We start from the raw sequence: 24,305 nt of genomic DNA on the forward strand, positions 1-24,305 counted from the left end.
ACCGCCTGAACGCGGTGCCTATCAAACTGCCGGACCGGGCGCGTACAGACCCGAAGCAAGAGATTTCAGAATAGCATTTCCGCTGGCCTGTGCTTCTTCTGCGCCCGCTGGTGCGTACAACGCCATAGAAACCAGTCGACCTGATACGACACGGATGGCGCGCCAGTACCGCTCGTCTCCACCGGGCAATGTTTGCGAGCCGCCACTGGCGATATGCAGCAAAGACACGGTGCCGGACTCTTCGCTCGCCAGCACAACAGGGTTCCCTAACGCATCGGCAAACGCATCGGTCGAGACCTGCGTTACCGCAACCTTTGGCCCAACCGATATCGTGATGATAGCTGGCGTTGCAGCAACTCCAAGGAGCGATCGGCAACTGGAGACCAAGGCAAAGCCCCCCTTCACGCCATAGTCAGAGGTATTGCCCGTATCGATGCAGTACCCCGCAGGTGCAGCAATCCCTACGTCACCCCCGGCCAGGGCAATTTTCTTGGGACTTGCCTCAATCAAGGGCAAGCGGTCACAGCTCGCGGCAATGAACACCCCGACCAAAATCAACAAAGCTCGAACGGTCCGTCTCAAAGTGGGATCTACCCTTCGTCAGGTGCGTCGACAAAAAACAAAACTACGCGAATCGAATAGAAGTCATACAGAGAAAACCCCATATAAAAAAGGCGATCTGCGCCCATTTCAGAGAAATATGGCCCGATTCGGCCTCGCATTTCTGCTATCGTCTACCAAGCCACTGCAAAGCCATTCATTCTTGGAATGATAGAGACAGGTTTCCGCAAAAAGCATCCCGCTCTCCATTGTCTGCGCCGCCCCGACTGCTACAGATATTGGTATGAAAATCCCTTCTGCATATGCAGCACACGACTCACTCGCAGCTCCGGCCCGCACGCACCCCGAAAGCTGGCGGTTTGCGTTGGGCATGGTTGTCATCATGGTGGCGGGCTACGGCATCATGTCAACGTACTGGGCCCTGATCCAGACCATTGCGGGAGTGCAGGCTCCGGCTGTCTTGAATGATGCAGAAACCGGATCAAGCCCGATTGGCATGATACTCCTGTTGATCGGCTTCGGTTCCATGGCGGGCGGAGTCGCGCTGTCTGCGGAACATGTGCACAAACGCGCGTTCGTTAGCCTGATCGGACCACTTGATCTGGCTTGGTCCCAATTTAAACGCGTCATCCTGCCTGTCGCAGGCATCACTGCCTTGGTGGCAGCGCTCCCCTTTCCCGGGGAAGCGCGCGAGTTAGAAAGCAACTTGCCCATGGGGTATTGGCTGGCTTTGCTCCCCTTGTCGATCTTTGCCCTTGGCGTGCAGGTGGTGACCGAAGAGCTTCTGTTTCGGGGATACCTGCAACAGCATCTGTCGGTCATCGTCCGTGATCCGCGTTTGTGGATCGGCTTGCCCTCTGCTCTTTTCGCATTGGGCCACTATATGCCCGCAGAAACGGGCGCAAATGCTATGCCCCTCGCGCTTTGGGCAGGGGCCTTCGGCATCGCGATGGCAGATTTGACGGCCCGCGCAGGAACGTTGGGGCCTGCTATTGCTGTGCATTTCGTGAACAATGCGGCAGCTATTCTGCTGGTCTCGTACCAGGGCGATTTGTCAGGCTTGGCCTTGTATACCCTTCCAGTTTCGGTCGCTGATGTTGAACCTGTGCGCGCCGCCCTCCCTGTCGATATCCTATTGCTGGTCGTCACTTGGCTCGCCGCGCGATTGGCATTGCGCAGATGAAGCCCTACGCACCTCATGCCAAGTTCATCGCCCCCGCTTTGGGCAGTGCTGACTTTGGCCGACTTATTATCGGCTTCGCCTTGATCGAGTCGGCGTACTATGTGTCGCGCCATGCTTTTGCACTTGTCCTTCTTTTGATCGGCGAGACGCTCGGTCCCTCTGACCTAGAGCCAAGCTACGAATACGGCGACACGGCGCTTGGCCTTCTGCTGCAACTGTTCTCGTACGGGTTTCTTGCCCTCGCCGTGGTTGCCGTCGTTTGGGTGCAGCATTCGCGTAGCGGTTGGACACTCCTAGGGGAGTCGAAGGGCTATCTGCGCACCCTCCTTCTGGCGGCTGGCGCGTGTTTCGCAGTCTTTGCAGCACTGGAATTTCTGCCTCCATTTTACAGCTACGAGGGCGGCGAGTTCCAGCTTGGGCGGTTTGCGCTGCTCCCGCTGTCCCTACTGGCCATTCTGGTCCAAACCGGTGCCGAAGAGATCATGTATCGCGGTTACCTCCAGCAGCAATTTGCGGCGCGGTTCGCGAGTCCGGTCACATGGATGATTGCGCCGAACCTGCTTTTTGCGTTTGCGCATCTGGACCTCAGCAATGACGCGATCCTCAGCCTGCAATATGTGGCTTGGACCTTTGTTTTCGGGCTGGCCTGCAGTGACCTGACCGCCCGCACAGGTAGTTTGGCGGCGGCGATGGGATTTCACTTTGCCAACAACGCCTATGTGTTTCTTTTTTGGGCCGAAGAATACACGCCCGACTCAGGACTCGCACTCTTGCTGTTCCCAGAATGGAATGGGGTCACAAACCCCGAAGCGATCCCGCTGATCGACCTGATTTTCCTAAGCGACCTTGCCCTACCCGTCGTTCTTTGGCTTGCGGTGCGACTGGCTATTCGCCGCTGATTGCAATCCTGCGCCATGACGCTTATCTGTGCGCCAACGCGCCGCAGTAGGCCTCAGGGGTAAGCAATGAACTGGATCACCAACTACGTCCGTCCGACAATCAACTCGTTCTTCTCGCGCCGTGAAGTTCCCGAGAACCTGTGGACCAAGTGCGAGTCCTGCGGAACCATGCTGTTCCACCGTGAACTCAGGGACAACCAGAACGTCTGCACCAACTGCGGTCACCATATGGCGATCACGCCGCGCGAGCGTTTCGAGCACCTGTTCGACGGCGGTATCTTCACCGAAGTTGCCGTGCCAGAGCCGATCGCAGACCCCCTGCAGTTCCGCGATCAGAAGAAATACCCCGACCGCATGAAAGCGGCCCAGAAAAAGACCGGCGAGAAAGAAGCCATGCTGGTCGCCGAAGGCGAAATCGGCCGGACCCCCATCGTGGCTGCGGCGCAGGACTTTACCTTTATGGGTGGCTCCATGGGCATGTACGTGGGCAACGCGATCATCGCCGGTGCCGAGCGTGCGGTTGAAATGGGCCGTCCCTTTGTTCTGTTCTCGGCTGCTGGTGGTGCCCGCATGCAAGAGGGCATCTTGTCCCTGATGCAGATGCCCCGCACCACCGTCGCCGTGCAGATGCTGAAAGAGGCAAACCTGCCCTACATCGTCGTACTGACCCACCCCACCACCGGTGGCGTGACCGCGTCCTACGCGATGCTTGGCGATATCCAGATTGCCGAACCCAATGCCCTGATCTGCTTTGCCGGTCCCCGTGTGATCGAGCAGACCATCCGCGAAAAGCTGCCCGAAGGGTTCCAGCGCGCCGAATACCTGCTGGATCACGGCATGCTGGACCGTGTGACCCCGCGCACCAAGCTGCGCGAAGAGCTGATCACTATCACCCGTATGCTGATGGGTCAGCCCCCTGCAGTGGCGGGTGATCTGCCCGCGCCCGACGAAGCGGCGGCAGCCGCCATCGAAGCCCCCGCAGAAGAGCAGAAATGACCGAGGTCACATCGGACGTCATCCTTGAGCGGATGATGGCGCTGCACCCCAAAGTCATCGACCTGACGCTAGACCGTGTCTGGCGTCTGCTCGAGGCTCTGGATAACCCGCAGAACGCGATGCCCCCCGTGATCCACTTGGCGGGCACCAACGGCAAGGGCAGCACCCAAGCCATGATCCGCGCGGGCCTCGAGGCGATGGGCAAGAAAGTCCACGCCTACACCTCGCCCCATCTGGCGCGTTTCCACGAGCGCATCCGTCTGGCGGGCGAATTGATCAGCGAACCCGCTCTGACCGCCCTTCTCGACGAATGCTACGAGAAGAACGGCGGCGAGAATATCACCTATTTCGAGATCACCACCTGCGCGGCCCTCTTGGCCTTTGCGCGGACAGCCGCGGATTACACACTGCTGGAAGTCGGCCTTGGCGGCCGTCTGGACGCGACTAATGTGATTGACACCCCCGAGCTGACCATCATCACGCCCGTGGACATCGACCACCAGCAGTTCCTTGGCGAAACGCTGCCAGAGATCGCCGGCGAAAAGGCAGGGATCATCAAGCGCGGCGTTCCCGTGATCGTCGGCCCTCAGAAGGACGAAGGCCTCGAAGTGATCGAAGCCCGTGCCGAACGCCTAGGCGCGCCGGTTCTGGCCTATGGGCAACACTGGCATGTCGGGACCGAGAATGGTCGTCTGGTGTATCAGGACGAACAAGGCCTACTGGATCTGCCCCTGCCCAACCTGCCCGGCCCACACCAGATCATGAATGCGGGCGCCGCGCTGGCCGCCCTGCGCCACCTCGGCGCGGATGAAGTGGCCTGCGAAGCGGCTGTGACCCAAGCCGTTTGGCCTGCCCGCATGCAGCGCCTGCGCAAGGGGCCCCTGTTTGACATCGCTGGCGACGCAGAGCTCTGGCTGGATGGTGGCCACAACCCCGCTGCCGGTGACGCGATTGCGGCGACTCTGTCGCAGATGCCCGAACGTGAGACGCACCTGATCTGCGGGATGCTGAACACCAAGGACATCACAGGCTACCTGCGCCCCATCGCGCAGTATGCCAGTAGCCTGACTGCCGTTTCGATTCCGGGTGAACCGAACACTCTGCCCGCCGAAACCACAGCAGAGGCAGCTGCAAAGGTCGGCATGACTGCGCCGACTGCGCCTGATGTCGATACCGCCCTGCGCCAACTGGTCCAAGGCAACCAGAACATCCGCGTTCTGATCTGCGGATCGCTTTATCTCGCCGGACAAATCCTAAAGAAAAACGGCTGAACCCGTCGGGGTCCAGCCGTTCTCGTTCCGATGTGAGTGGTCGGGATAATTAGGCTTTGCGCTCAGAGACGCGACGCTGCGCGCGCCCTTGCGCCCGCATTACAGTGTCTACGACATCCGCTTCGCTTGCGGGCATTCTAATTACGTTGGCGGTCGGCAAACGCGACAATGCCACCTTGTTGGCGCCGCTACCGGGGCGCACCATCATCACCACAGGGCTGTCGCCTTGCATTAGAATATCAAGCAGGGCTTCGGCGTGGCTTTCATCCGACGCGCAATCTTCAAGACACAAAATGACGGTGTGGAAGGTCATGCCGCTGTTGCGCATGATTGAGACGGCCAGCGTTGGGTCGTCAGATCCCGCAACTTCCAAACCTTCGTCGCTCAGCAACTGTGTCATCGCACCCAATGCGTCAGTCGAATCTGTGACCAACAACACAGGCAGAGCCGACGGAGAGGTCGCTCCGACTGTATCCTTAGCCCAACTCCGGCTTGGCTCATTCGCCACCAGATGCATCGAACGCCCGAACCTTTCAAAATGAAAGCCCCCGTCGGCATCGCAGACAAATGTCAGCCCACGCGGTTCGTGTTTCGGAAGATATCCGCATGTGCGAACATCTCGACCGCCGGTTTGGAATTTATCCTGTTCAGACATTGTATCGCGCCATCAAGTAGAGGTTCATTCAACGTAAGAAGAAGCTAACGCACTTGCGGCCTACCCAATAGATGTCCTTGAGTATCGGCATACATACTTTGGGATATTAAAGAACCACACAAAGGTCGCAAACCGCCTATCTATTACGACAGACCTCCTGACCCATCCACTAAAATACATGCAATTTCAGGCATATAAAGGGCAGGTTATTCTAGTATCGTACACCGTTTCCAAGGGTGCGTGAACGGAACTAGAGGTGAGTCGCCACAAGCAGTCGTGTAGGCCATACTATCCAATAGCACAAAACTCCCCCGATCGAACGTATTCACCCTAAGGCGAAAGCAACGATTTTCTCTACATCGCAGCGATATCTGGACGTTTTTCGCTGCATGGCAGCATTTTCAGGGATCAGTAGTGAAATTCTAGACTAACCAATCAGTCTTGGTCGTCACCCCATCCATCGGACTGCATTTCGCGCAGGCGACTCGCGGTCCGCGTAAATTCGAACGCGCCATCCCCTTCGACATAGAGCATCTCGGGTTTGTCAGCCGCGCTGGCGATCAATCGAACCTTGGCTTCGTAGAGCGCGTCGATCAGGGTCACGAATCTCTTAGCTTCGTTAAAGTTGGAGCGCCCAAGGGCTGGGATATTCTCGACCACCAGAACCCTTAGGGCGCTCGCGACAGCCAAATAATCCGCAGGTCCAAGAGCAGCCCCGCAAAGTTCGTGAAAACCGACTCGTCCCACACCGTTATGGTGGCGCGGAATCTCGACCTTGCGCCCCTTCACCGTCAACACAAGCGGCGTCTCTTGGCCACCTGTCAAATCTTTCCAGATACCGTTGATCTCTGTCCGCGCCGCCTCGTTCGCGGGGTAGAAGTACACAGGACTCCCAGCTAGGCGGTTCTGGCGATAATCCCGTGGACTCGCCATTTCCCAAACCACGAGTTGCTCTTTGATCAGAGCGATAAAGGGCATGAACAGCTGGCGATTCAGGCCGTTCTTATACAGATCATCCGGAACGCGGTTCGACGTTGTAACCACGACAACCCCTGCATCAAACAGCATTTGAAACAACCGCCCGACGATCATGGCATCGGTGATATCGGTGATCTGCATCTCATCAAAGGCAAGGAGTTTGACTTCATCAATGATCTTTTGGGCTGCAGGCTTCAGCGCATCCTCGACGCCAGAGGCACAGGCCGTGTGCATCGCTTCGTGAATTTCTTGCATGAAGGCATGGAAATGCACGCGCCGCGCAGGAACGCTTAGCTGAGAGACGAAGAGATCCATCACCATGGATTTACCGCGCCCTACCCCTCCCCAAAGGTACAACCCTTTGGGTGGCGGCGGCGCTTTGCGAAACAGGCCTCGTTTGACAGGCACGGCGAGTTCAGCGCGAATCCGCTCAAACTCGGGTAGCACCGCCTCTTGGGCCGCGTCGCTTTGAATTTCACCTGCCGCGACTCGCTCCGCGTAAATCTCTTGAATCGTCTGTGTCATAGGCCTTGATTAACTTGGCGAGCACGCCGCGCCAATAGGCGTTCGCACCCAACAGAAAATGCATTTCTGAGCCTTGCAATACACAATTTGATATTTAGTTTTTGCGTTCTTTGACGTTCCAACGTAAAGAAAGGTAGTGTTTTACGGTTGTGCGGTTATCATTTGGAATGAACAATAAACGTACGAGCGGATAAAATGATCGCTGAACAAGCCTCCGAGAAGACCAAAGTCCTGATCGCCGATGACCATTCAATGGTCCTCGAGGTTTTGAGCCTGTTCTTAACATCCCAACCCGATTTGGCCGTGATCTCTGCGACCAATCTGGACGAAGCTCTGGACAAACTGAAAGAAGAAGGCACGGTCGATGTCGTGCTTCTGGACTACAACATGCCCGGCATGAACGGTCTGGAAGGCTTGAAAAAGATGATCGAAGCCACCGAAGGCAAGCCTGTCGGCATCATCACCGGCACACCGACCCGCAAGTTGCTGGACGAGACGCTTGAAATGGGTGGTGCGAGTTTGATCCCGAAAACTATGCAAGCGCGCAGCCTTGCAAATGCGATCCGGTTTATTGCTTCAGGCGAGGTCTACACTCCGCTGAGCCTTATGCACGAGGAACCCGCGCAGGCGGCGAATCCCGACAGCCCGCTCAGCGATCGCGAGATGACCGTTCTGAATTTCCTTGGCGAAGGCAAACAGAACAAAGAGATCGCCTACGAACTGGACCTGTCCGAAGCCACTATCAAAATGCACGTTCGTTCGATCTGTACCAAGCTGTCCGCCAACAACCGGACTCACGCCGTGTTCATCGCCCGGAACTCTGGACTGCTCTGATCTAGCAGGGGCGCTTTGTTCAGCGCCCCGCTTCAGTTCACTTCGCCGATCAATCCCCGAAGCCGCATGATTGCGGCTTTTTTGATTTGTGACACCCGGCCTGTTGTCACCCCAAGGATCGCCGCCACTTCGTAGACGTTGAGCTCTTCGACGTAGTAGAGGTGCAAGAGCAGAGCTTCGCGTTCTGGCAGCTTTTCCAACGCGTTCCGCAGCAACTGTTTCAGCTGAGATTGGTGCGTCAAATCCTCGGAGTTCTGATTTCGATCCTCGAACAGCATAGACTGGTCGGAATACACTTCATCCAAAGACTGGACGCGATTGGCCTGAAAACGGGCCTGCCAGTCTTCGTACTCCTCAATCGGAATCTCAAGCTTGGCGGCCACTTCTTCGGCCTCGGGCGTGCGTCCCAACTCGCCTTCTAGGGCAGAGATCGCCTTCTTCACCTCTTGCTGCATCGCGATCGTCTTGCGGCACAGGTTCGAGTTTCTGCGCAAGAGATCCACGATAGATCCGCGGATACGGATGGCAGCATAGGCAGAGAAAGACACTCCTTCGCGCACGCTATAGCGCTGAGAGGCATCGACGAGACCGAGGTAACCGGCCTGCATCAGGTCTTCAAGTTCGACAAAACGGCCAACCCTTCCCAGAAAATGCCAGGCCAGACGCTTCACGAGATGCATGTGGTCTTTGACTAGTTTTTCGGGGCTTGGTGCCTGCTCGGCATAGGATCTTGGCGCAATCATTCCACACCTCCCGTCTTTGAGGGCTTTTGTGCGTATAGGCTTTGAAGTCCCGCGGTCTGTTCTTCTGTCAGAAGTGCGGTGACATTGTCGCGGTCGGCGGCCGTCAGTGCGCCCACCACGGATTTCAATGCGCTGATCCAGGTCAGCGGCAGACCGGCGTCGATCAGGACCGATACGTCATCGGCATCCAGAGCGTCTCCGGGGGTCGCGGTCAGGGCGACCACGGGATCCAGTGCACGCCATTGGCTGGCACTGGTCAGAACGGTCTTGCGGCGCATCCCCAAAGGCATCGCAAGAACCGTAACTGTATCGTCCTGCAGCGCGATCGCGTCGATCACGTCGTCTGGCAGGGATGTCCGCCCGGAAACGACCACGATATGCAGGTCGTTCGCACCGGGCGAGGATTTGAGAACATCAGCCGAAGCGAAGTCCATCGGGCAACCCAAGAGCCGCGCCTTGGACATCAAATATGCCCCGTCCGCGTGAGAGGCCCCGACAAAGCTGACTTGAACATCGCGGCCAGCTTGAGCCTGCTCTGCGGCGAGCTGAAGCGCGAGCAGCGATTTGCCAGCACCAACGCGCCCGACCAGAATCAATCTGCGTGCCCGCAACACAGTCGCGGCAGGCGCGATTTGGGCGCGGCGCATCAAGCTGGCAATTCCCTCGCCGCCCGAGGTTGAAGAGGGGGCAGGCTGTTCCCCGGCTTCTTCGGGAGTCGGGTTCATCCGCGACTTAAACAAGCGCGCGAAACCGGGCTTCGCCTCTTCGGGCGGTGGGGTTTTGCGGGTCTGGACCTGAACTGGCTCGGTCTTGGGCAGCGGGACGATCTCGGCCGAAGCCAGCTTGGACTCGGCCTCGGGCTCTTTGGCCAAGGCGACGGCTTCTTTCGGAGGCACAGGATCTGTGGTCGCGGTGATCTCGACCATCCCGTTCCGTTTGACCGTGGACAGGATCAGGGCATCGGGCCCCAGACGGGCGACGATTTCATCCATCGCCTGTGCGCTATCTTCTGCTCGTACGACTGTGGTCGGCATCAGAGGGTCTCGTCACTTCAGTTCTGGGGGGCCTGACCGATTTGGCGATTTCCGCCCACGGTGGCCACGATTTCAATCTTGCGGTTGTCTGGCAGTTCGTTGACCGCCAGAACGATGGCATCGCTGCCGTGTCCGCGCAGGAAGGTCGCAAAAGGCCGACGGAGCGCGTTCGAAACAATCACCACGGGCTGGCGCCCCTGAGAGAGCATCTCTTCGTTGGCCTGGTTCAACGACTGCAACATCTGCTGCGCCAGCCCTTGGTCGACGATCAGTCCTGCCCCTTGCTGATAGCTGCGGGTCAGCAGCTCTTCGAAATCGGGCGTCAGCGTGATCAGCGGCAGGTTCTGGTTCAGCGGCGCGATCTGCTGCAGCAAGAGCGGCGTCAGAGCGGGACGCAGAGCCTCGGCCATGTCCTGTGGGTCTTGCAAACGGCTTGCCACGTCGGCCAAACCTTCCAAGATTCTGCGCAAATCGCTGACAGGAATGCGTTCGGACAGCAGATGACGCATGACAGACGTGATGGTGTGCAGCGCAACGGGCTTGGGCACGACCGACTCGACCAGCGTCGGGCTGACTTCGGCCAGTCGGTCCAGCAGACCCTGTACATCGTCGGGGCCAATCAGATTTGCCGCATGCTGGTAGAGCATCTGGCTCAGGTGGGTCGCGATGACGGAGTCAGGCTCGACCACGACGTGATCGTCGGCTTCTGCCTCGGCCTGCTGGTGCGGCATGATCCACGTCGCATCCATGCCGAATGACGGATCTTTGACATCAACGCCTTTGAGCTTCTTGGTCGACATGCCGCCCTGAAGGGCGAGTTTTCTGTCGGGATAGACTTGATCTTCGGCCACGATCGCCTGACCGATACGGATGCGATAGGTGTTCGATGGCAGGTTCAGGTCGTCGCGGATACGGACCCCGGGAACCACAAAACCCATCGACTGCGAGACCTCGCGGCGGATGCCTGTGATCCGCGACAATAGCTCGCCTCCGGTACTGCTATCGATCATGCTGACAAGGCCAAAGCCAATCTGAATCGAGATAGGTGCGTAATCGGTGACCTCTTCTGCGGTGATGGTGCCGCTGTCGGGTTTCGCCCCATCACCGCCTTGGATCGCGGGTAGATTTTCCCCTCCGGCTGCAACTTCGCTGGCGTCCTCGCGCTCTTTGCCCCGTGCGTACCAAAACGCCAGACCGGCCCCGGACGCCCCCAGAAGGAAAAGAATATTGGGCATACCCGGCACGAGGCCCAGCAGGCCCATTACACCTGCAACGGGTAGCCACGCGCGGCTGATATTGACCTGATCGGTGATATGCTCGGCCATATCGGCCTCGCCAGAAACGCGGGTCACGATGATCGCGGTCGCAATCGACAAAAGCAACGAGGGTATTTGGGCAACCAGACCGTCACCGATAGAGAGCAGCACATAGGTCTGCGCCGCAGTTCCCGCCGTCAGTCCATATTGTGTGGTGCCGATGATAATGCCACCCAAGATGTTGGCAGCGAGGATCATAATACCGGCAACCGCGTCGCCCTTTACGAACTTCGAGGCACCGTCCATGGCACCGTAGAAGTCGGCCTCTTCGGCAACCTCTTTGCGGCGCACACGGGCCTCTTCAGGCTTCAGGATGCCTGCATTCAGGTCGGCGTCGATCGCCATCTGCTTGCCTGGCATCGCATCCAGTGTAAAGCGAGCCGAGACCTCGGACACGCGGCCAGCACCTTTGGTGATCACCACAAGGTTGATGATCATCAAGATGATAAAGACGACGATACCTACCGCGAAATTACCACCGATAACAAAAGCACCGAAAGCTTCGATCACTTTGCCCGCAGCGCCCGCGCCGGTGTGGCCGTCTGTCAGAACAATACGTGTCGAGGCCACGTTCAGCGCCAGTCGCAAGGTCGTCGCGATCAACAACAAGCTCGGGAAGCTGCTGAAGTCCAGCGGCTTATACGTATTGATCGCCACCATCAGCACCAGAAGCGACAGCAGGATGTTAAACACGAAGAAAACATCGAGCAGGAACACCGGTAGCGGCAGGACCATCATGGCGATCATCGCCAGAATGCCGAGAGGCAGGAACATGCCTCCCATCTTTTCTGTCGCCGAAGGATTAGAAATGTCAGCCATGCTGGCGGTCTCTTTCGCAGTTGACGGTTTTACGACGCCTCGCGCCATTCGCCAGACAAGCTGCAAAAGCCGTGCCACACGACCCTATCCCATTGGTTTTGTGGAATAGCCGAACAGAGAGCCGGAATGGCACAGGGCTTGCAGACCACCAGGCATCCACCGGCCCGCAACAGGAGAGCCTGATGCCTACGACCCCTTCATTCTTGCGCCTTGCAGGTGTCGCCAGTCTAGGACTGGCGCTGGCAGGTTGCCAAATGACCCATCGCGCGGTTCAAGACCTGCCTATGAACCCTGCCCCACAGACCCGCGAACTGGCAGAGCTCAAGGACGCGATCGACCAGAACACCCCCGCCTTGATGGCCCGCGCCAAGAAAGCCGAAGAGATCGTGCCACTGACCGGCATGGGCTTCTCGCAAGTGGCAGGCCAACCGGGCAAAACCACCAATGAAAAGCGCCTGATGGCAATCCGCGCTGCCCGCCTAGAGGCGATGCGCGATCTGACGGAACAAGTGCATGGTATTCGTCTGGATTCGACGTCTACCGTGAACGACATGGTACTGCGCAGTGACTACATTCGCGGCCTTGTTGATGGTGAAATCCGCGGTGCGCGCACCACCAGCATCAAGCCCAAAAGTAGCGATACCTTCGAGGTCGTCCTGACCCTTGATCCCGACGTGATCCGCTACATCGTCAAAGCTGCAAAAACCGGTTCCTGATCCATGACCCGCTCGTTCCTGCTCTTTCTGACGCGTCTGGCCGCTTTGGTCGCACTGGCTGTCCTGATGCTGAACTATGCCCTGCCTGCATCTGCTGCGACCAAGAACGATCAGGCTGTCTGGATCGAGGCGTGGGGCCACGCAGCGCCCGCGCGCGGGGAAAGTCAGGACAGCGCGAAACGCCGCGCCTTGATTGATGCGTTAGTCAATGCAGGGCTTCAGGGTGGTGCGACGATCCGCGGCTATACCTTTATGGACAAAAGCAACATCGTTGCGGACCGCGCGCTGATGTTGGCCAAAGGGCGCGTCATGCGCCACAAGATCCTGTCTTCGCATTTTGACGGCACTCTGTGGCAGGTGCGTGTGCAGGCATTGGTCGGCCCCGTGCCTGTGGGTTACTGCGGCAGCAAACGCAGCCTTGTGATCAGCGCTCATGCCCCGACCTACCGTATGTCGCCCGAAGTGCCCGCATTTACAGTACCCATGGCCCAAGACCTGTACAAAGACATGCTCTACACGATCGAGCGCAACCCCTCGACGCGGCTAGAGCGCGTGATGGCAAGCACCGGCCGCGAAAGCGGCGTCGTGCGGGCCAGCGGAATGGACTACAACAGCCTGACCCGTGGCACTGCGCCCTCTTCTGTCCCTGGGGATCACGTCCTGCGCGTTACTTTCAACGGCGATGTTGTGCTCCAGAATGCGATCCAGACTGTCGTTCTGAACATCGATATCGACATGCGAGAAAGCAACGGCAACATCCGCACGCACCGCATCCAGCGCGCGGCTCCCGTGCCCAAGAACACAACGTTGCATGGTCTCACACTGCGGACCCGCACCACAACCGAAGCCCTCCTCCTGCGCGGGGTGAAGGAAGAATTTGACAGTATTCTCAGTGCATTGGGGTGCGAGCCTCCGGCCGCCCGCGCCGATTACGCCAACGGCACGCTGAGTGTCCCTGTTGGTGCCCGTCATGGAATCACCCGAGGTGCGCTCGCTGTCCTCGAAGACCCAAATGACAGCTTTGGCCTGCTCGAAATCACGCGTCTGGAAAACAATCGCGCCGTTCTGCGTCCGCTGGACCCGACCCGTAGCGCGGGCAGCTTTGCCGGTCGCCTTGTCTACTTCATGGAGGCAGGCCTGTGAAACTCAAAGCTCTGCTCCTTGCCCTCCTCCCTGCGACAGCGATGGCGTCGCCATACGCTGACGGGATCAGTCCAAACGAACTGACCGATTTGGTCAGCCAAGCGATGGTCGCCGCCGGTCAGCGCGGAGAGATTCACGTCAGTCAGATGCGTGGGTTTCCTGCCTGCGATACAACGCCCGATATTTCGCCCCGCAGCGGTGACTGGCGTACCGTTGAATTACGCTGCACAGGGACACAAAACTGGAGCCGCGCAGTCAGAACCTCTGTCAGCGCTGCGACTGCCCCCAACCGCAGCGCACGTACCCAGCCCGTTGGCATTCCCGTGCTCACACTGACCGAAAGCCTGTCGGCGGGCGCTGTGATCGAGGCAGAGCATCTGACCCTAAAACCAGTGCGCGACGGGACGTTGGATGGACTGATGACCGACCCCCAATCCGTGATCGGCCGCGTGCTGACCGTGAACCTGGGACAGGGCCGTCCCGTTCTGGCGCGTCATCTGGAGCACAATTGGTTGGTAACCGAAGGAACGCCCGTTGCGATTATCTACGACACCGCAGGAATGTTGATCCTTGCATCAGGAATTGCGACCGAGAACGGCCAACGTGGCCAGATAATTGCAGTACGTAACGTAGATAGTGACAGGCTGGTCAAAGCCATCGTCACTGAACGTAATAAAGTGCGAGTGACGGCTAAAATGAATTAGCCCTCAGTCGTTGAACTGTCCGAGAGTAATTGTATTCCTGTTCCTGTCTAACCCCGAGGAGAACGTCATGGTAGACTCCATTAATCCGTCCCTCGCCCGCGCCCGAATTCAAAAGACGCAGGGTGATACGCCCGCCCAGAGTGCGAAAAGTGCCGAGGGTTCGACGAGCGTCAACGCGCCCGCTGCAACCGACAGCGTGTCGCTTAGTGCCGCTGTGTCCAAGATGCCCGCTGGCGTTGATGAGACAACGCCGCCGTTTGACGTCGAAGCCGTCAAACGCATCAAGGATGCCATTTCACAGGGCAACTACCCTGTTGATCTGGACCGGATCACCGACAGCCTTTTCGAAGGCTATCGCGAGCTGATGCTCTAAGACCTTATCCAATTAGCAATAAACTGGAATCCCGACGTGACCAGCGAACTGATCCTTTTTGCCTCCGCAGCAGCAGTCTCAACTCTTCTCGCGGGTGGTGTCTACGTCGCTCTGCGCCGTAAACGCGCCCAGAAGAAAGCGACCCATTCCGAAAAGGCAGTTCTGGCCAAAGTGGCGGAAGAACAGTCCAAAATCGGCGCGACCATCGAAGCAATGGCGACCGAAATCAAAGACATGCGTTCGGATATTCAGTGGCTGACCAGCGAGCGCATGATTGATCAGGCCATCAACATGGCGCGCGAAGGCGAGAGCGGCTCCGAGATCGCACGCCAAACTGGTATTTCCGCCGACGAGCTAGTGGCGATGCAGGCATTCCGCCGCCACTGATCAGCTTTCGCTGCAAGTTGCCGGCAGTTTGTCCTCTGGCAACTTTGCGCACCATTCCGTAAACAACTGTCGAGCGCGGGCCTGTGTGGTCAGGCGCTCTTGTTTTGAGATCTCCTGACTGACGCCCTCGCGGAAGAGCGCAGCATGGGGAGCCTCAAACGCGGCAGCCACTGTGAACCACAGCAAGGCTTCCGCCTTCTGCGAGGGCTCGCTGACCTCGTTGTAGACGCGGCCCAAAGCCGTCAGCGCCCCCAGATCCCCTCTTTCCGCTGTCTTAGTCAGATCGGTGATCAGCCGCCCCGCGACCTCGGCACGCCCTTCTTCGGTTAACCGTTCTCGAAGAAGTTTGATCATGTTGATTGCCGCCTTCTCGCCAGAGAAACGCGCGCGCCACGCCCAATAATAAGCGTTTAGATCATCTTGCGGCACACCCTGCCCGATCGCATAGAGCACCGCCAGATTGGCCTGAGCTGCGCCGTCATTGTACTCTGCCAATTCCTGAAACAGGACAACAGCGCGGTCCAGATCACCGCCCTTGAACGCGGTCATCGCATCATCGAATTTGCCCGCCACACCGGGCGAAGCCAATGACAGCGCCACCACGGTTGCCCCGAAAATTTTGTGTAGTAGCGTCATCGCCCCGCCATCATCACCAGCTGCAGGTACAGAAGCCTGCGTTTCCGTCCACCCAAACTGACTTGATACACAACGATACGCGGGCGCTTGCCCGGCTCTGCCTCGACCTCGATCTCAACCGCATCAGGCAGATGCACATCGTAGGTCGAGAGCATCTGCTTCGGGTCATCCATAAAGGCTGCCTGAAACGGCTTATCAATCCAACCGCGCGCCAGCGCCCGGCCTAGAATATCGGGCAGGTGGCGCTCTATCTCGTCCAGCGTCATCAAACGCGTGATCCGCTCCACCAGCACGAATTCTTCAGCCGGCAGGTGCCCATCCACAGGCTCAGCCGGAGGCGCCGTCCACGCTGGATCAGCAGGCAGGATTTCAGGCGTGGCCGACTTGGGGCCACGTCCGAACAAAAGCCTGAATGGGGCCATCGCCCATTTCAACGCGAATGCCATCGACGTCCTCTCTTGGCCCGCGATGTCCTGCGGGTGAAGTGCTCTTGTATTTATCTTTCGGCTATCTTCCGGATTTTTTTAGCCTTGGGCTACACTCTAGCAGCTTTGGCACCTGCCTTGCACAACCTTTTGCAAAATTGAAAAACCAAGGAGGCGCGTGCCTATGTCGGCCGAGCCGATTTCGTCCAAAGCCAGTATTCTGCTGACTGTCCTGCCCGCGATTGTCGTGGTCGGCGCCTTTGGCGCGGGCTTGTTCTTTTCCCTAGCAGCCAAGCCAGACCTACCCGAGCCAGAGGTCATCGAAGAAGAGGTCGTAGAAGAGGAAATTGCAGAGCCCAAGCGGACCTATATCGACATCGTCAACCCGATCAAAGCGACACTGCCCAAGCTTGGCGGCACGGTGAATATCAACATCGGCCTCGCGATCCGTGATGATGTCGGCAAAATAGTCTACGACATGCTCAAAGAGGACCCCGGTCCTATCATGGCGCCCCTTGCGGACGCTGTCCAAGAACTGGTCGAGCAGATGCCCCCAGAAAGCGACTGGCAAGATCTACGCACCGAATTGCCTGCGGTGCTACGTGACAAGATGAATGTCGAACTTACCTCCGAAGACCGCCCCAATCCGGTCTACGAAGTGCTCATCCTGAATTTCTCGATCGCGAAAAGCTAATTGGCCCGCCCCTTGCAGAGACTCCAGCAAATGGAACAGGAGCTTCTACCATGAACATGATCTACGACCCCCAAGCCACCGCTGCCACGCCTGCGCCTGTCATGATGGTGGAAACCGTATTTTGCGACGATAAAGGGGCTCCGCGCAGCCGCAAGCGGGTATCGCTGACCTCGCTGGTCGAGGCGCTCAAGAACCCGCTACGGATCGGCTAAACCGCTCTGTACATTCCGAATGAACCAAAGCCAGGCTTGAGGATCGCCCTCAGTCCTGGCTTTTGTATTTTCTATAGCGCTGAACGAACCCGAACGTACCGACCACCATCATCGCAGCCGCAATCCAGCCTGCGTCGGGTAAATAGCCCGCAATGCGCACCATGCCATCCGGGCGGAGGCCAATCAGCATGACGACCGGTAAAGCGCACATCATGAACATGCGAATGCGCAAACAGGATCGGCAGGGCTTTCTGGAGTGGGCCATCGGTCAATCCTTGCGCTTGTAGGCCAGTCGCAAGCGGCGGGACTGGTCAATTTTCTGTTTCAATTTCTTTTGCTGAAGCTGCACAGAAGCAATCGCGATTTCGACAGCCCGCAATGCATCCCTCACTGACTGAAGCTGCTCTTCCATGGGGGCTTCGCCGGATGGGATCGTGCCCACCACAGCCAGTGCAGCGCAGCGCAATTCGTGGTCCAGCCGGGTCACTTCTTCCAAAGCACCCGCGTCGGCCGCCTGTTCAAGGCTGCGTGCGATAACGGTCAGCCGCTCCAGCGACTGTGCCGATGTCATATGCCGGACCAGATCGCTGCTCACGAAGGTTTGCCTCCGACTTCGGGACCGATCTGACGCCATGCGGACAAAACATCAGTGATGCAATCACGCGCGCTTTCGATCTGCGCCTCGGGGTCACGGCGCATCAGCGCCAAAATCTGTTGGCGCGAGTATTCATAAAGCTGGAACAAGCTGGTGGCGATATCGCCGCCTTTCTCGAAATCCAGCGAAGACTGCAGGATGTAGATTGCAGTCAAAGCACGGCTGGTGTGCTCATCGGGTGCCTTCACGCCCTCTCCAAACGATGTGGACAAAACCGACAGCGAACGCTCGAGCTCTCTCAGGGTAACCATGATGATCTCGTGCGGATTGTCGACCTCGGCCGCGTTTGCGGATTGGGCTTGGCGATAGCGCGATCTTGCTAGGGCAATGGACATTCTGATGCTCCTTACGTTTCCCTGACGCTTCCATCGTCGTGTTAAAATCAACGACAATTCCTTTGCATCTTTTAGGCCAAATTGCCTGTTTAGGCCGCGTTAACTCATTGGATAAAAATAAAAAACCGCGCCCAAATGGGCGCGGCCAAAAAGAGTCTATTTACAAGCGTTTAGGCGCTGGCAAAGCTGCTGACGGATAGCACCATGCCCACATCACCACCGGTCAGAATGGCAATTCCAGACAGATCACGCATACCAGACAGGACACCGCGCAGCGGACGCAGCAAAACGAGTTGCTGTCCCATCAGCTCGTCCACAGGGATCGCGCGGCGAATATCACCATAGCGCACAATCACATAGAGACCGTCTGGGCTGTCGCCAATTTTGGTCTTGCCGTTGGACAAAGGCTGGATCTTGATCAGATCCCCATCGTCCAGACGCAGCATTGCCATGTTTCGCGCTGCAACGATGGGCACGACATCTTTGCCTTGATGGATGCGCTGGATCGACTCGATGGGCAGGACGTAGCGCACATCACCAACCCGCACGACCATTCCGTCCAGAACGATCATGTGGAGCGGCAAGCTCAGATGGAACCGTTGGCCGCCTTTGGGAACAGATGCGGTCTTGAGGCTACCACCTTTGCGCTTCACCTCTTCGAGAAGATCGTCAAAGGCTTTGGTCTGGTCGATTTCCGCGCCGTCGTCCGTCAGGTCAACAACCACGCGGTCGTCTTCGCTGGCCAGCGAGATATGGAACTTGCCAGGCTGGGTTTCAGCCTGCATTCGCAGGGTTACCAGCGTTTTCAGGATGTGACGCAGATCAGCGATCATGGTCTGATCCAGCATTGCATCGCCGCCGGCCACAGACAGGCGAGCACTGCCCCCATACTTGCGGGCAAGCGTTTCGACGAATGACGACAGGGGCTTGAGCAGGACGTTTGCGGGACGAGAGCGCATTGCGACGCTTTCTTCCTGCAACTGGCCCAACTGGCTACCCAACTGCGTTTCCGCTTCGGACAGCTGCTGCAAGCGACCCATGTGGTTGTCCATGATCTCGCGCAGGATTGTACGATGACGCGCGTTCAGCGGCGGGGCATCCGAGTGCTGGATGCTCATCTCGATTTCCTGCATCAGGTCCGCCATCGCCATCTGGCGCACCATCTCTTGGACCATCGCCTGTCCAGAGCTGATCTCGCCGATGGTTTCCAGCAGACGCAGACCGTCGCCACCCGAGCCCATCACGACATTGAAGTCGATCGGGTCGTCACCACTACCCTGAGACTGCGTGCTCTCTTCTTCCTGAACTTCTAGACGCATCTGCGAGAACAGCTTTTTCGCGCTAGGGTCGATCTGGATCAGAGTTTCCTGCAAGTGATCATCTGGCAGCGTGGTCGCAACCAGGAAGTCGAACAGCGTTACATCATCTTGGAACACGGTCACGTTCGTAATCATGCGGGCTTGCTTGGACGAGACCCAATCAAGAAACGCTTGCGCGATATCTTCGTCATCGTTCAGATCAGCACGGATTACCCAGAAGTTCAGGCCCGCTTCGATTGCCGATTGCGCTTTCTTCACGCTATCGGGCGACAAAACGCGGTGGAACTCTTTGGGCAGGCCCAGACGCTGCTCGATGCTCTTGGCCGTCACCATGCCCGACGCAAGGAAACAGACGGTCGAGGCTTCTTCGAACAGTTTTTCGATCTTGGAGGTGTCTGGATTGTCGCCCTGATCCAGAGCGTCGAACACCAATTCCATTGTATCCACAAAGCCGCGAGCAATCTGGATCAGGATGATGTCCGGCTTGGCACCATCCACACGCACACGGGCGAACAAGTCGATCAGCGCCATGGTCAGCTGTGCCGCTGTTTCCATCTTGTAGTAGTTACACGCATGGAACGCGCGGCGCATCAGGCCTTCGAAACCAACGAACCAAGTCTCGCCCTGACCGTTGTTCTCTTCCAGTCCGCCACGCAGATTTGCCAGCGTGTCAAAGATGTTGTCCGCACCCCAGATCCGCAACAGTTTGGTCGGGGTCAACAGATCAGCCGGTACCGCCCCCTGAGGCAGCACGGTTTCCACAGCCGCCAGTTCTTCGTAGAACTGCAACTCAGCCGTCCGGAAACTGCTCGCCGTGGTCGCCATCGCCAGCAGTTCTGCAGCGCGTGTCACACGCACGTACCCCTGCTCTTCGACCATTTTGATGATGGTCTGGCTCAGTTCGTCCAGCTCTTTGCCGGTAGGTTTGTTATCGGTGCTGAACCGCATGCCCGTTTCGGAAACGCGCTTGAACAGCTCTGAAAGGTTGCGAAGAACCTTGGTAGTTGGATCTTCCTTCGAAGCGGCAGGTGCAGCCGCCGCAGGAGCCTCTGCCGCAGGTACAGGGGCTGGGGCAGCGGGTGCAGGAGCCGCCGCGGCAGGCGCCGCCGGAGCGGGTCCCGCGGGCGCAGCTGGAGCAGGTGCAGCTGGCGCTGGTGCGGCAGCAGCGGGCGCGTCATCTTCGACATCATCGCCGCCGATGCCCAGATCACGTTTGCGCAGCTGCTTCAGGCGCTTGATCACATGCTTCAGAACATCCGTAGCGTTGCCGTCTGCGGACTTCATCTGATCCAGTTCGGTGACCCAGTCGTCCAGTCCCAGCTGCTTTGCAGCATAGGACAGGCCGCTGCCCTTCTTTGCCGTATCCGACGGCATTTCCGCCGGAGATTTGGCACAAGCAGCTTCAAGGTGCTCGAGAGTCTCGGCGACCATGTCGCTGTAGATCTTGTGGTAAACCTTGTCTTCCAACAGGCGCTTGGCCGCTTCCGAGGGTGCAGAATCATCCGCCGCAGCAGATTCCTGCGCAGGAGCAGGCTCTGCCGCGACCGGCTCCGGTTCTGGCTCGGGCGCAGGTTCCGGTGCAGCTTCGGCAACTGGTTCGGGTTCCGGCTCGGGCTGGGGTTCGGGCTCGGGCGCCGCGGCCTCTTCGGCCTCCGGGGCTGCGTCGCTCACGTCGTCCATTTCGCCGAACAGATCGTCGTCGTCACCGTAATTGGTGTCCGTCTCCCCCAGATCATCCAGAGCCGCAAACATTGACGCCATCGGGTCGCCAGCCGCCACTGCAGCAGGCGCAGCCGGAGCTTCGTCAGCAGGCTCGGGAGCGGGCTCTTCGCCCGCGGCTTCTGCAGCTTCTTCTTCCGGTGCAGCTGCTTCGGGAGCGTCGCCACCTTCACCAGAGTATTTTGCCACCATACGTTTCAGGTCCTCGTGCAGCTGTTCCGAAGGTCCGGACTCGACGTCCGCACGAGTGGCGGCTGTTTCGTCCAACATGCCGCGCAGGGTGTCCCCGGTCAGCATCAGGATATCCAGAATCTCTGAATTAAGAGGCACGCCTTGATCGCGCACGAGGCCGATCAAGTCTTCGCCTACGTGGGCACGGCTCTCGACAGTCGCCAGACCCAGAACACGGGAGTTCCCCTTAAAGGTATGCACAGCGCGGAACAGAGCACCGATGTGATCCTTGGGGTCACCCTCGCCGTCCTGCAACGACTCGAGCGCCTCTTCCATAGCATCAAGGGCCTGCGCACCATCGTCTGCGTAGAGTTCCCAAATTTCGTCCATTTCGTCGTTCATGGTCTACTTCCTTGATGCAACGAGATTCATGGAAAGAGCGAGCGGGGCGGCCGATTAGGCCGCTTCAACCAGCGAACGCATCACGCGGCGCAGCTCGTCACCGACACGTTCTTCGAGGTCGTGGGACACTGTGCCCGAGGGCTTGGTCACAACACCGTCTGCGCCCAGTTCGCGGGCTTTGGCTGCCAGAGGCGAGCCGGATACGGTCACCGAGGACAGCATGCAGATTTTTGCACGGGTCTTCAGCTTGGCGTGACGCAGAAATTCGAGGCCGTCCATGACGGGCATTTCGATGTCCAGCAAGATCAGGTCCAGATCTTCGTGGTCCGACAGTTTATCCAGCGCGTCCTGACCGTTGGCCGCCTGGGCCACCATTTTGAAATCGGGCAGGGTTTTGAGGAAGCTGGAGATGTAGAGGCGCATCATCGCGGCGTCGTCTACGATCATTACTTTGTATGGCATGTGAGGTTCTCCAAAATTCGGCGATTGGGGGAGAGCACCGAGCCGGGCTTGGCTCGGCACAGGGTCAGTTTAGAAATTTCCAAAGCCACGCTCGTCGCGGTCTGCGTTCGACGCACCACCCGCACCGGCCATAGCCATGTTTCCGCCCATCATCTTGGTGATCTGGGCCATCATTTCAGGCGAGAGGTTGCTGAGATCGGGCATACCCGCAGCGCCCTTCTTGCTCTCACGCAGCTTGAAACGACCGATTTCATTGCGCATCTGCGTGGTGGCAGAGGTCATCTGAGAGCTGGTCGATGCCAGTTCCTCGGCCTGTTGGCTGGTCGCCAGTGCAGCTTTGGCGATCTCGCCGATTGCGTCGTTGATCTGGGCCACACCGCGGGACTGTTCACCCGAAGCCTGATCGATCTCGGAGACGATGTTGCGGACCTTCTGAATATCGCCTGCGATCTGGCTGAACGCTTCGCTCGTCTCATTCGCGATGCGAACACCCGAGGTCACACGGCTTGCCGAGCTCTCGATCAGATCAGAGGTTTCGCGCGCCGCTTTGGCCGAGCGGCCAGCAAGGTTGCGAACTTCCTGAGCCACCACCGCGAAGCCGCGACCATGCTGACCAGCGCGGGCCGCTTCGACAGCCGCGTTCAGCGCCAGCAAGTTGGTCTGGAAGGCGATTTCGTCGATGACCTTGATGATCTTGGCGATGTCTTGCGAAGAGGTGTTGATCCCTTCCATCGCTTCGACCATCTGCGTGATCTTCTGGTTGCCCACGTCGGCGACCTGTGCAGCGGCCTGCACCAGCTTCGACGCTTCTTGGGCATTCGACGCGTTGGCACGGACCTGAGCATCGGTTTCTTCGACCGAGGCCGACACCTCGTCCACCGAGGACGATGCGATCTGGCTGTTGGTGGCCAGCTTCTGCGAGGCGTCGTTCATTTGGCCCGAAGTCCCCGAGATCTGTTCGATCTGGCTTGAGAACATGCTGAACACATTATCGAGGTGGTTGAACGCGCGTTCAAAGCTCTGGACGATCCGTGCGTACTCACCGCCAAACTTGGACGGGTCAACCTTGATATCCAAATTGCCCGCAACAATCGCATCCGACATCGCCTCGATTTCATCGGTGAGCGAACGGAAGGTTTCACGCTGGCGTTCGACAGTCTCGTGCAGGAATGCCTTCTTGCGAGGCTGCTTGGGATATTCGATGTCGAAGTCGCCTTTGCCGAACGCATCGAACACCTTCATGACGGTCGCCTTGGTGTTGATGTGCGCGCGCACCATCTCGTTGACCATCATCGCTGCATCGCGGAACTGAGGCACGGGGTTGTTAGAGCCATCCATAAAGACATCGATGTCACCACAGTCGTGAGCCATCGCCATATTGTTCATATCAGCGATGAACTGGCGGATGCCCTCTTGGTTGGCCACGTTCTTGGTCACGTCAGTGAATTCGACCACGTAGTAGTCTTCACCACCCTCGTTGTGCTTCGAGATCATCGCATCAATAGCAAAGCCATCCAGGCGGATCGGAACATCGGTCGCAGCGGTCATGTTTTCCAGCGTTGAACGTTGCTGCTGCGGGATCTTGTGGAAGAGGTCGATGTTGGTACCCACCATCGCTCCTGCGGAAAAGCCCGGCACCGCGCCTTTGAGAAGCGCTTCGTTGTTCGACATCAAAGTCATGCAGGATGGGTTGGCGTACCGGATGATCATGTCGCTGTCCACCAAGGCAACGGCTGTCCGCAGTTGCCCAAGAACTCCGCACTCAGCTACTTTTTGCCAACCGGCTGTGGAGGTGTCTTTCTGACTGGCGTTCATTTCTTCGGTCCTTTGTGGAACTTCCGCAGGTGTTTCGGCGGGAACTGGTTCAATTCTGGCGCTGGGGCCGGTTGATTTGGTTTGTGCCGCGGCCCCCGTTCTCTTGACTGGGGTACGTCGCGCCGGAGTTCGGCGAGGTGGCTTATCGTCGTCGGTCATGTGCATTCCTCCTCTGTCCGATGGTCTCCGGGGATTTTGGCCTCAGCTCAGCGCGTCCGCCCGTCGCATACGCATACCGTGGGACGGTCCGAGCCTCTCTTGGGGCCGTCTCCTGCCAGATCCTGCTCAGGCAGGTACTGGCGAACCGGAGCGCGTATGTGAGC

Annotated in this window: 26 protein-coding genes; 12 read left to right on the forward strand and 14 right to left on the reverse strand. The window is 58.2% G+C overall.

Annotated features, from left to right (window positions below; genetic code table 11):
• Positions 1 to 21: 21 nt before the first annotated feature.
• The gene (locus tag AB9K37_RS09910; RefSeq protein ID WP_369837869.1) at positions 22 to 582 is read right to left on the reverse strand and encodes a hypothetical protein; all 561 of its coding nucleotides are present in this window, start codon (positions 580 to 582) and stop codon (positions 22 to 24) included.
• Between the two features lie 262 nt (positions 583 to 844).
• Between AB9K37_RS09910 and AB9K37_RS09915 the strand changes: the two genes are divergently transcribed.
• The 4 genes from AB9K37_RS09915 to AB9K37_RS09930 all read left to right on the forward strand — a co-directional run bounded on the left by AB9K37_RS09915 (position 845) and on the right by AB9K37_RS09930 (position 4,910).
• A complete protein-coding gene (locus AB9K37_RS09915) occupies positions 845 to 1,744 on the forward strand; it encodes a lysostaphin resistance A-like protein (RefSeq protein ID WP_369837871.1) in 900 nt (299 codons plus the stop codon).
• The gene (locus AB9K37_RS09920) at positions 1,741 to 2,643 is read left to right on the forward strand and encodes a lysostaphin resistance A-like protein (protein ID WP_369837874.1); all 903 of its coding nucleotides are present in this window, start codon (positions 1,741 to 1,743) and stop codon (positions 2,641 to 2,643) included. Before AB9K37_RS09915 ends, AB9K37_RS09920 begins: the two co-directional genes overlap by 4 nt.
• 66 nt (positions 2,644 to 2,709) lie before the next feature.
• Positions 2,710 to 3,639, forward strand: coding sequence for an acetyl-CoA carboxylase, carboxyltransferase subunit beta (gene accD / locus AB9K37_RS09925; protein ID WP_369837877.1), 930 nt, complete (start codon positions 2,710 to 2,712; stop codon positions 3,637 to 3,639).
• Positions 3,636 to 4,910, forward strand: a complete 1,275-nt coding sequence (locus AB9K37_RS09930) for a folylpolyglutamate synthase/dihydrofolate synthase family protein (RefSeq protein ID WP_369837880.1) — start codon at positions 3,636 to 3,638, stop codon at positions 4,908 to 4,910. The genes accD and AB9K37_RS09930 overlap by 4 nt, the downstream gene beginning before the upstream one ends.
• 49 nt (positions 4,911 to 4,959) lie before the next feature.
• Here AB9K37_RS09930 and AB9K37_RS09935 read toward each other — a convergent pair whose 3' ends face one another.
• Positions 4,960 to 5,310, reverse strand: coding sequence for a hypothetical protein (locus AB9K37_RS09935; RefSeq protein WP_369837883.1), 351 nt, complete (start codon positions 5,308 to 5,310; stop codon positions 4,960 to 4,962).
• Positions 5,311 to 6,000: 690 nt separating this feature from the next.
• Positions 6,001 to 7,068, reverse strand: a complete 1,068-nt coding sequence (zapE, locus tag AB9K37_RS09940; protein WP_369837886.1) for a cell division protein ZapE — start codon at positions 7,066 to 7,068, stop codon at positions 6,001 to 6,003.
• Between the two features lie 195 nt (positions 7,069 to 7,263).
• On the opposite strand from zapE, the gene AB9K37_RS09945 reads away from it, so the two are divergent.
• Positions 7,264 to 7,902, forward strand: a complete 639-nt coding sequence (locus tag AB9K37_RS09945) for a response regulator (RefSeq protein ID WP_369837889.1) — start codon at positions 7,264 to 7,266, stop codon at positions 7,900 to 7,902.
• Positions 7,903 to 7,934: 32 nt separating this feature from the next.
• Here the strand turns inward: AB9K37_RS09945 and AB9K37_RS09950 are convergent, their stop codons facing one another.
• The 3 genes from AB9K37_RS09950 to flhA are packed head-to-tail and all read right to left on the reverse strand — an operon-like array spanning position 7,935 to position 11,814.
• Positions 7,935 to 8,645 (reverse strand): sigma-70 family RNA polymerase sigma factor, encoded by a 711-nt coding sequence (locus AB9K37_RS09950; RefSeq protein ID WP_369837891.1) that lies wholly within the window; start codon positions 8,643 to 8,645, stop codon positions 7,935 to 7,937.
• Positions 8,642 to 9,679 (reverse strand): hypothetical protein, encoded by a 1,038-nt coding sequence (locus AB9K37_RS09955; RefSeq protein ID WP_369837894.1) that lies wholly within the window; start codon positions 9,677 to 9,679, stop codon positions 8,642 to 8,644. The genes AB9K37_RS09950 and AB9K37_RS09955 overlap by 4 nt, the downstream gene beginning before the upstream one ends.
• Before the next feature lie 17 nt (positions 9,680 to 9,696).
• A complete protein-coding gene (gene flhA, locus AB9K37_RS09960; RefSeq protein ID WP_369837896.1) occupies positions 9,697 to 11,814 on the reverse strand; it encodes a flagellar biosynthesis protein FlhA in 2,118 nt (705 codons plus the stop codon).
• 182 nt (positions 11,815 to 11,996) lie between these two features.
• On the opposite strand from flhA, the gene AB9K37_RS09965 reads away from it, so the two are divergent.
• The 5 genes from AB9K37_RS09965 (at position 11,997) to AB9K37_RS09985 (ending at position 15,137) form a co-directional block, all read left to right on the forward strand.
• Positions 11,997 to 12,530: an LPP20 family lipoprotein gene (locus AB9K37_RS09965; RefSeq protein WP_369837898.1), complete on the forward strand. Its 534-nt coding sequence runs from the start codon at positions 11,997 to 11,999 to the stop codon at positions 12,528 to 12,530.
• Positions 12,531 to 12,533: 3 nt separating this feature from the next.
• Positions 12,534 to 13,673 carry a hypothetical protein gene (locus tag AB9K37_RS09970; protein WP_369837899.1) on the forward strand — a complete coding sequence of 380 codons (1,140 nt, stop codon included), beginning with the start codon at positions 12,534 to 12,536 and terminating at the stop codon, positions 13,671 to 13,673.
• Positions 13,670 to 14,377, forward strand: a complete 708-nt coding sequence (gene flgA / locus AB9K37_RS09975) for a flagellar basal body P-ring formation chaperone FlgA (protein ID WP_369837902.1) — start codon at positions 13,670 to 13,672, stop codon at positions 14,375 to 14,377. The genes AB9K37_RS09970 and flgA overlap by 4 nt, the downstream gene beginning before the upstream one ends.
• 67 nt (positions 14,378 to 14,444) lie before the next feature.
• The gene (gene flgM, locus AB9K37_RS09980; RefSeq protein WP_369837903.1) at positions 14,445 to 14,750 is read left to right on the forward strand and encodes a flagellar biosynthesis anti-sigma factor FlgM; all 306 of its coding nucleotides are present in this window, start codon (positions 14,445 to 14,447) and stop codon (positions 14,748 to 14,750) included.
• 36 nt (positions 14,751 to 14,786) lie between these two features.
• The gene (locus AB9K37_RS09985; RefSeq protein ID WP_369837906.1) at positions 14,787 to 15,137 is read left to right on the forward strand and encodes a hypothetical protein; all 351 of its coding nucleotides are present in this window, start codon (positions 14,787 to 14,789) and stop codon (positions 15,135 to 15,137) included.
• On the opposite strand, the gene AB9K37_RS09990 is transcribed toward AB9K37_RS09985, so the two are convergent.
• The gene (locus AB9K37_RS09990) at positions 15,138 to 15,773 is read right to left on the reverse strand and encodes a hypothetical protein (RefSeq protein ID WP_369837908.1); all 636 of its coding nucleotides are present in this window, start codon (positions 15,771 to 15,773) and stop codon (positions 15,138 to 15,140) included.
• On the reverse strand, positions 15,770 to 16,219 hold the full coding sequence (locus AB9K37_RS09995) for a hypothetical protein (RefSeq protein ID WP_369837911.1): 450 nt from the start codon (positions 16,217 to 16,219) through the stop codon (positions 15,770 to 15,772). The genes AB9K37_RS09990 and AB9K37_RS09995 overlap by 4 nt, the downstream gene beginning before the upstream one ends.
• A 163-nt stretch (positions 16,220 to 16,382) precedes the next feature.
• On the opposite strand from AB9K37_RS09995, the gene AB9K37_RS10000 reads away from it, so the two are divergent.
• Positions 16,383 to 16,892, forward strand: coding sequence for a hypothetical protein (locus AB9K37_RS10000; RefSeq protein ID WP_369837913.1), 510 nt, complete (start codon positions 16,383 to 16,385; stop codon positions 16,890 to 16,892).
• Positions 16,893 to 16,942: 50 nt separating this feature from the next.
• Positions 16,943 to 17,104, forward strand: coding sequence for a hypothetical protein (locus AB9K37_RS10005; RefSeq protein WP_369837916.1), 162 nt, complete (start codon positions 16,943 to 16,945; stop codon positions 17,102 to 17,104).
• A gap of 49 nt (positions 17,105 to 17,153) precedes the next feature.
• On the opposite strand, the gene AB9K37_RS10010 is transcribed toward AB9K37_RS10005, so the two are convergent.
• The 6 genes from AB9K37_RS10010 to AB9K37_RS10035 form a co-directional block, all read right to left on the reverse strand.
• Positions 17,154 to 17,369, reverse strand: a complete 216-nt coding sequence (locus tag AB9K37_RS10010) for a hypothetical protein (RefSeq protein ID WP_369837918.1) — start codon at positions 17,367 to 17,369, stop codon at positions 17,154 to 17,156.
• Between the two features lie 3 nt (positions 17,370 to 17,372).
• Positions 17,373 to 17,699 (reverse strand): hypothetical protein, encoded by a 327-nt coding sequence (locus tag AB9K37_RS10015; RefSeq protein ID WP_369837920.1) that lies wholly within the window; start codon positions 17,697 to 17,699, stop codon positions 17,373 to 17,375.
• Complete coding sequence (gene fliS, locus AB9K37_RS10020) at positions 17,696 to 18,094, reverse strand: flagellar export chaperone FliS (RefSeq protein WP_369837922.1); 399 nt, start codon at positions 18,092 to 18,094, stop codon at positions 17,696 to 17,698. The genes AB9K37_RS10015 and fliS overlap by 4 nt, the downstream gene beginning before the upstream one ends.
• A gap of 170 nt (positions 18,095 to 18,264) precedes the next feature.
• Complete coding sequence (locus AB9K37_RS10025; protein WP_369837923.1) at positions 18,265 to 21,705, reverse strand: Hpt domain-containing protein; 3,441 nt, start codon at positions 21,703 to 21,705, stop codon at positions 18,265 to 18,267.
• Positions 21,706 to 21,759: 54 nt separating this feature from the next.
• Positions 21,760 to 22,167 carry a response regulator gene (locus AB9K37_RS10030; RefSeq protein WP_072708322.1) on the reverse strand — a complete coding sequence of 136 codons (408 nt, stop codon included), beginning with the start codon at positions 22,165 to 22,167 and terminating at the stop codon, positions 21,760 to 21,762.
• Positions 22,168 to 22,236: 69 nt separating this feature from the next.
• Positions 22,237 to 23,982: a methyl-accepting chemotaxis protein gene (locus AB9K37_RS10035; protein ID WP_369837927.1), complete on the reverse strand. Its 1,746-nt coding sequence runs from the start codon at positions 23,980 to 23,982 to the stop codon at positions 22,237 to 22,239.
• Positions 23,983 to 24,305: the final 323 nt, after the last annotated feature.

Origin of the sequence: Donghicola sp. XS_ASV15, from assembly GCF_041224595.1 — a bacterium.
In the GTDB taxonomy this organism is placed as follows: domain Bacteria; phylum Pseudomonadota; class Alphaproteobacteria; order Rhodobacterales; family Rhodobacteraceae; genus Donghicola.

What these genes read in the sequence shown, in the direction of transcription:
- AB9K37_RS09945 (WP_369837889.1), top strand. Translation starts at nt 7,264, where the DNA reads ATGATCGCTGAACAAGCCTCCGAGAAGACCAAAGTCCTGATCGCCGAT.
- AB9K37_RS09965 (WP_369837898.1), top strand. Translation starts at nt 11,997, where the DNA reads ATGCCTACGACCCCTTCATTCTTGCGCCTTGCAGGTGTCGCCAGTCTA.
- zapE (WP_369837886.1), bottom strand. Translation starts at nt 7,068, where the DNA reads ATGACACAGACGATTCAAGAGATTTACGCGGAGCGAGTCGCGGCAGGT.
- flgM (WP_369837903.1), top strand. Translation starts at nt 14,445, where the DNA reads ATGGTAGACTCCATTAATCCGTCCCTCGCCCGCGCCCGAATTCAAAAG.
- AB9K37_RS10025 (WP_369837923.1), bottom strand. Translation starts at nt 21,705, where the DNA reads ATGAACGACGAAATGGACGAAATTTGGGAACTCTACGCAGACGATGGT.
- AB9K37_RS09995 (WP_369837911.1), bottom strand. Translation starts at nt 16,219, where the DNA reads ATGGCATTCGCGTTGAAATGGGCGATGGCCCCATTCAGGCTTTTGTTC.
- AB9K37_RS09915 (WP_369837871.1), top strand. Translation starts at nt 845, where the DNA reads ATGAAAATCCCTTCTGCATATGCAGCACACGACTCACTCGCAGCTCCG.
- AB9K37_RS09970 (WP_369837899.1), top strand. Translation starts at nt 12,534, where the DNA reads ATGACCCGCTCGTTCCTGCTCTTTCTGACGCGTCTGGCCGCTTTGGTC.
- AB9K37_RS09930 (WP_369837880.1), top strand. Translation starts at nt 3,636, where the DNA reads ATGACCGAGGTCACATCGGACGTCATCCTTGAGCGGATGATGGCGCTG.
- AB9K37_RS10030 (WP_072708322.1), bottom strand. Translation starts at nt 22,167, where the DNA reads ATGCCATACAAAGTAATGATCGTAGACGACGCCGCGATGATGCGCCTC.
- AB9K37_RS10035 (WP_369837927.1), bottom strand. Translation starts at nt 23,982, where the DNA reads ATGAACGCCAGTCAGAAAGACACCTCCACAGCCGGTTGGCAAAAAGTA.
- AB9K37_RS10010 (WP_369837918.1), bottom strand. Translation starts at nt 17,369, where the DNA reads ATGGCCCACTCCAGAAAGCCCTGCCGATCCTGTTTGCGCATTCGCATG.
- AB9K37_RS10005 (WP_369837916.1), top strand. Translation starts at nt 16,943, where the DNA reads ATGAACATGATCTACGACCCCCAAGCCACCGCTGCCACGCCTGCGCCT.
- AB9K37_RS09920 (WP_369837874.1), top strand. Translation starts at nt 1,741, where the DNA reads ATGAAGCCCTACGCACCTCATGCCAAGTTCATCGCCCCCGCTTTGGGC.
- AB9K37_RS09990 (WP_369837908.1), bottom strand. Translation starts at nt 15,773, where the DNA reads ATGACGCTACTACACAAAATTTTCGGGGCAACCGTGGTGGCGCTGTCA.
- AB9K37_RS09950 (WP_369837891.1), bottom strand. Translation starts at nt 8,645, where the DNA reads ATGATTGCGCCAAGATCCTATGCCGAGCAGGCACCAAGCCCCGAAAAA.
- AB9K37_RS09935 (WP_369837883.1), bottom strand. Translation starts at nt 5,310, where the DNA reads ATGACACAGTTGCTGAGCGACGAAGGTTTGGAAGTTGCGGGATCTGAC.
- AB9K37_RS09955 (WP_369837894.1), bottom strand. Translation starts at nt 9,679, where the DNA reads ATGCCGACCACAGTCGTACGAGCAGAAGATAGCGCACAGGCGATGGAT.
- AB9K37_RS10000 (WP_369837913.1), top strand. Translation starts at nt 16,383, where the DNA reads ATGTCGGCCGAGCCGATTTCGTCCAAAGCCAGTATTCTGCTGACTGTC.
- flhA (WP_369837896.1), bottom strand. Translation starts at nt 11,814, where the DNA reads ATGGCTGACATTTCTAATCCTTCGGCGACAGAAAAGATGGGAGGCATG.
- fliS (WP_369837922.1), bottom strand. Translation starts at nt 18,094, where the DNA reads ATGTCCATTGCCCTAGCAAGATCGCGCTATCGCCAAGCCCAATCCGCA.
- accD (WP_369837877.1), top strand. Translation starts at nt 2,710, where the DNA reads ATGAACTGGATCACCAACTACGTCCGTCCGACAATCAACTCGTTCTTC.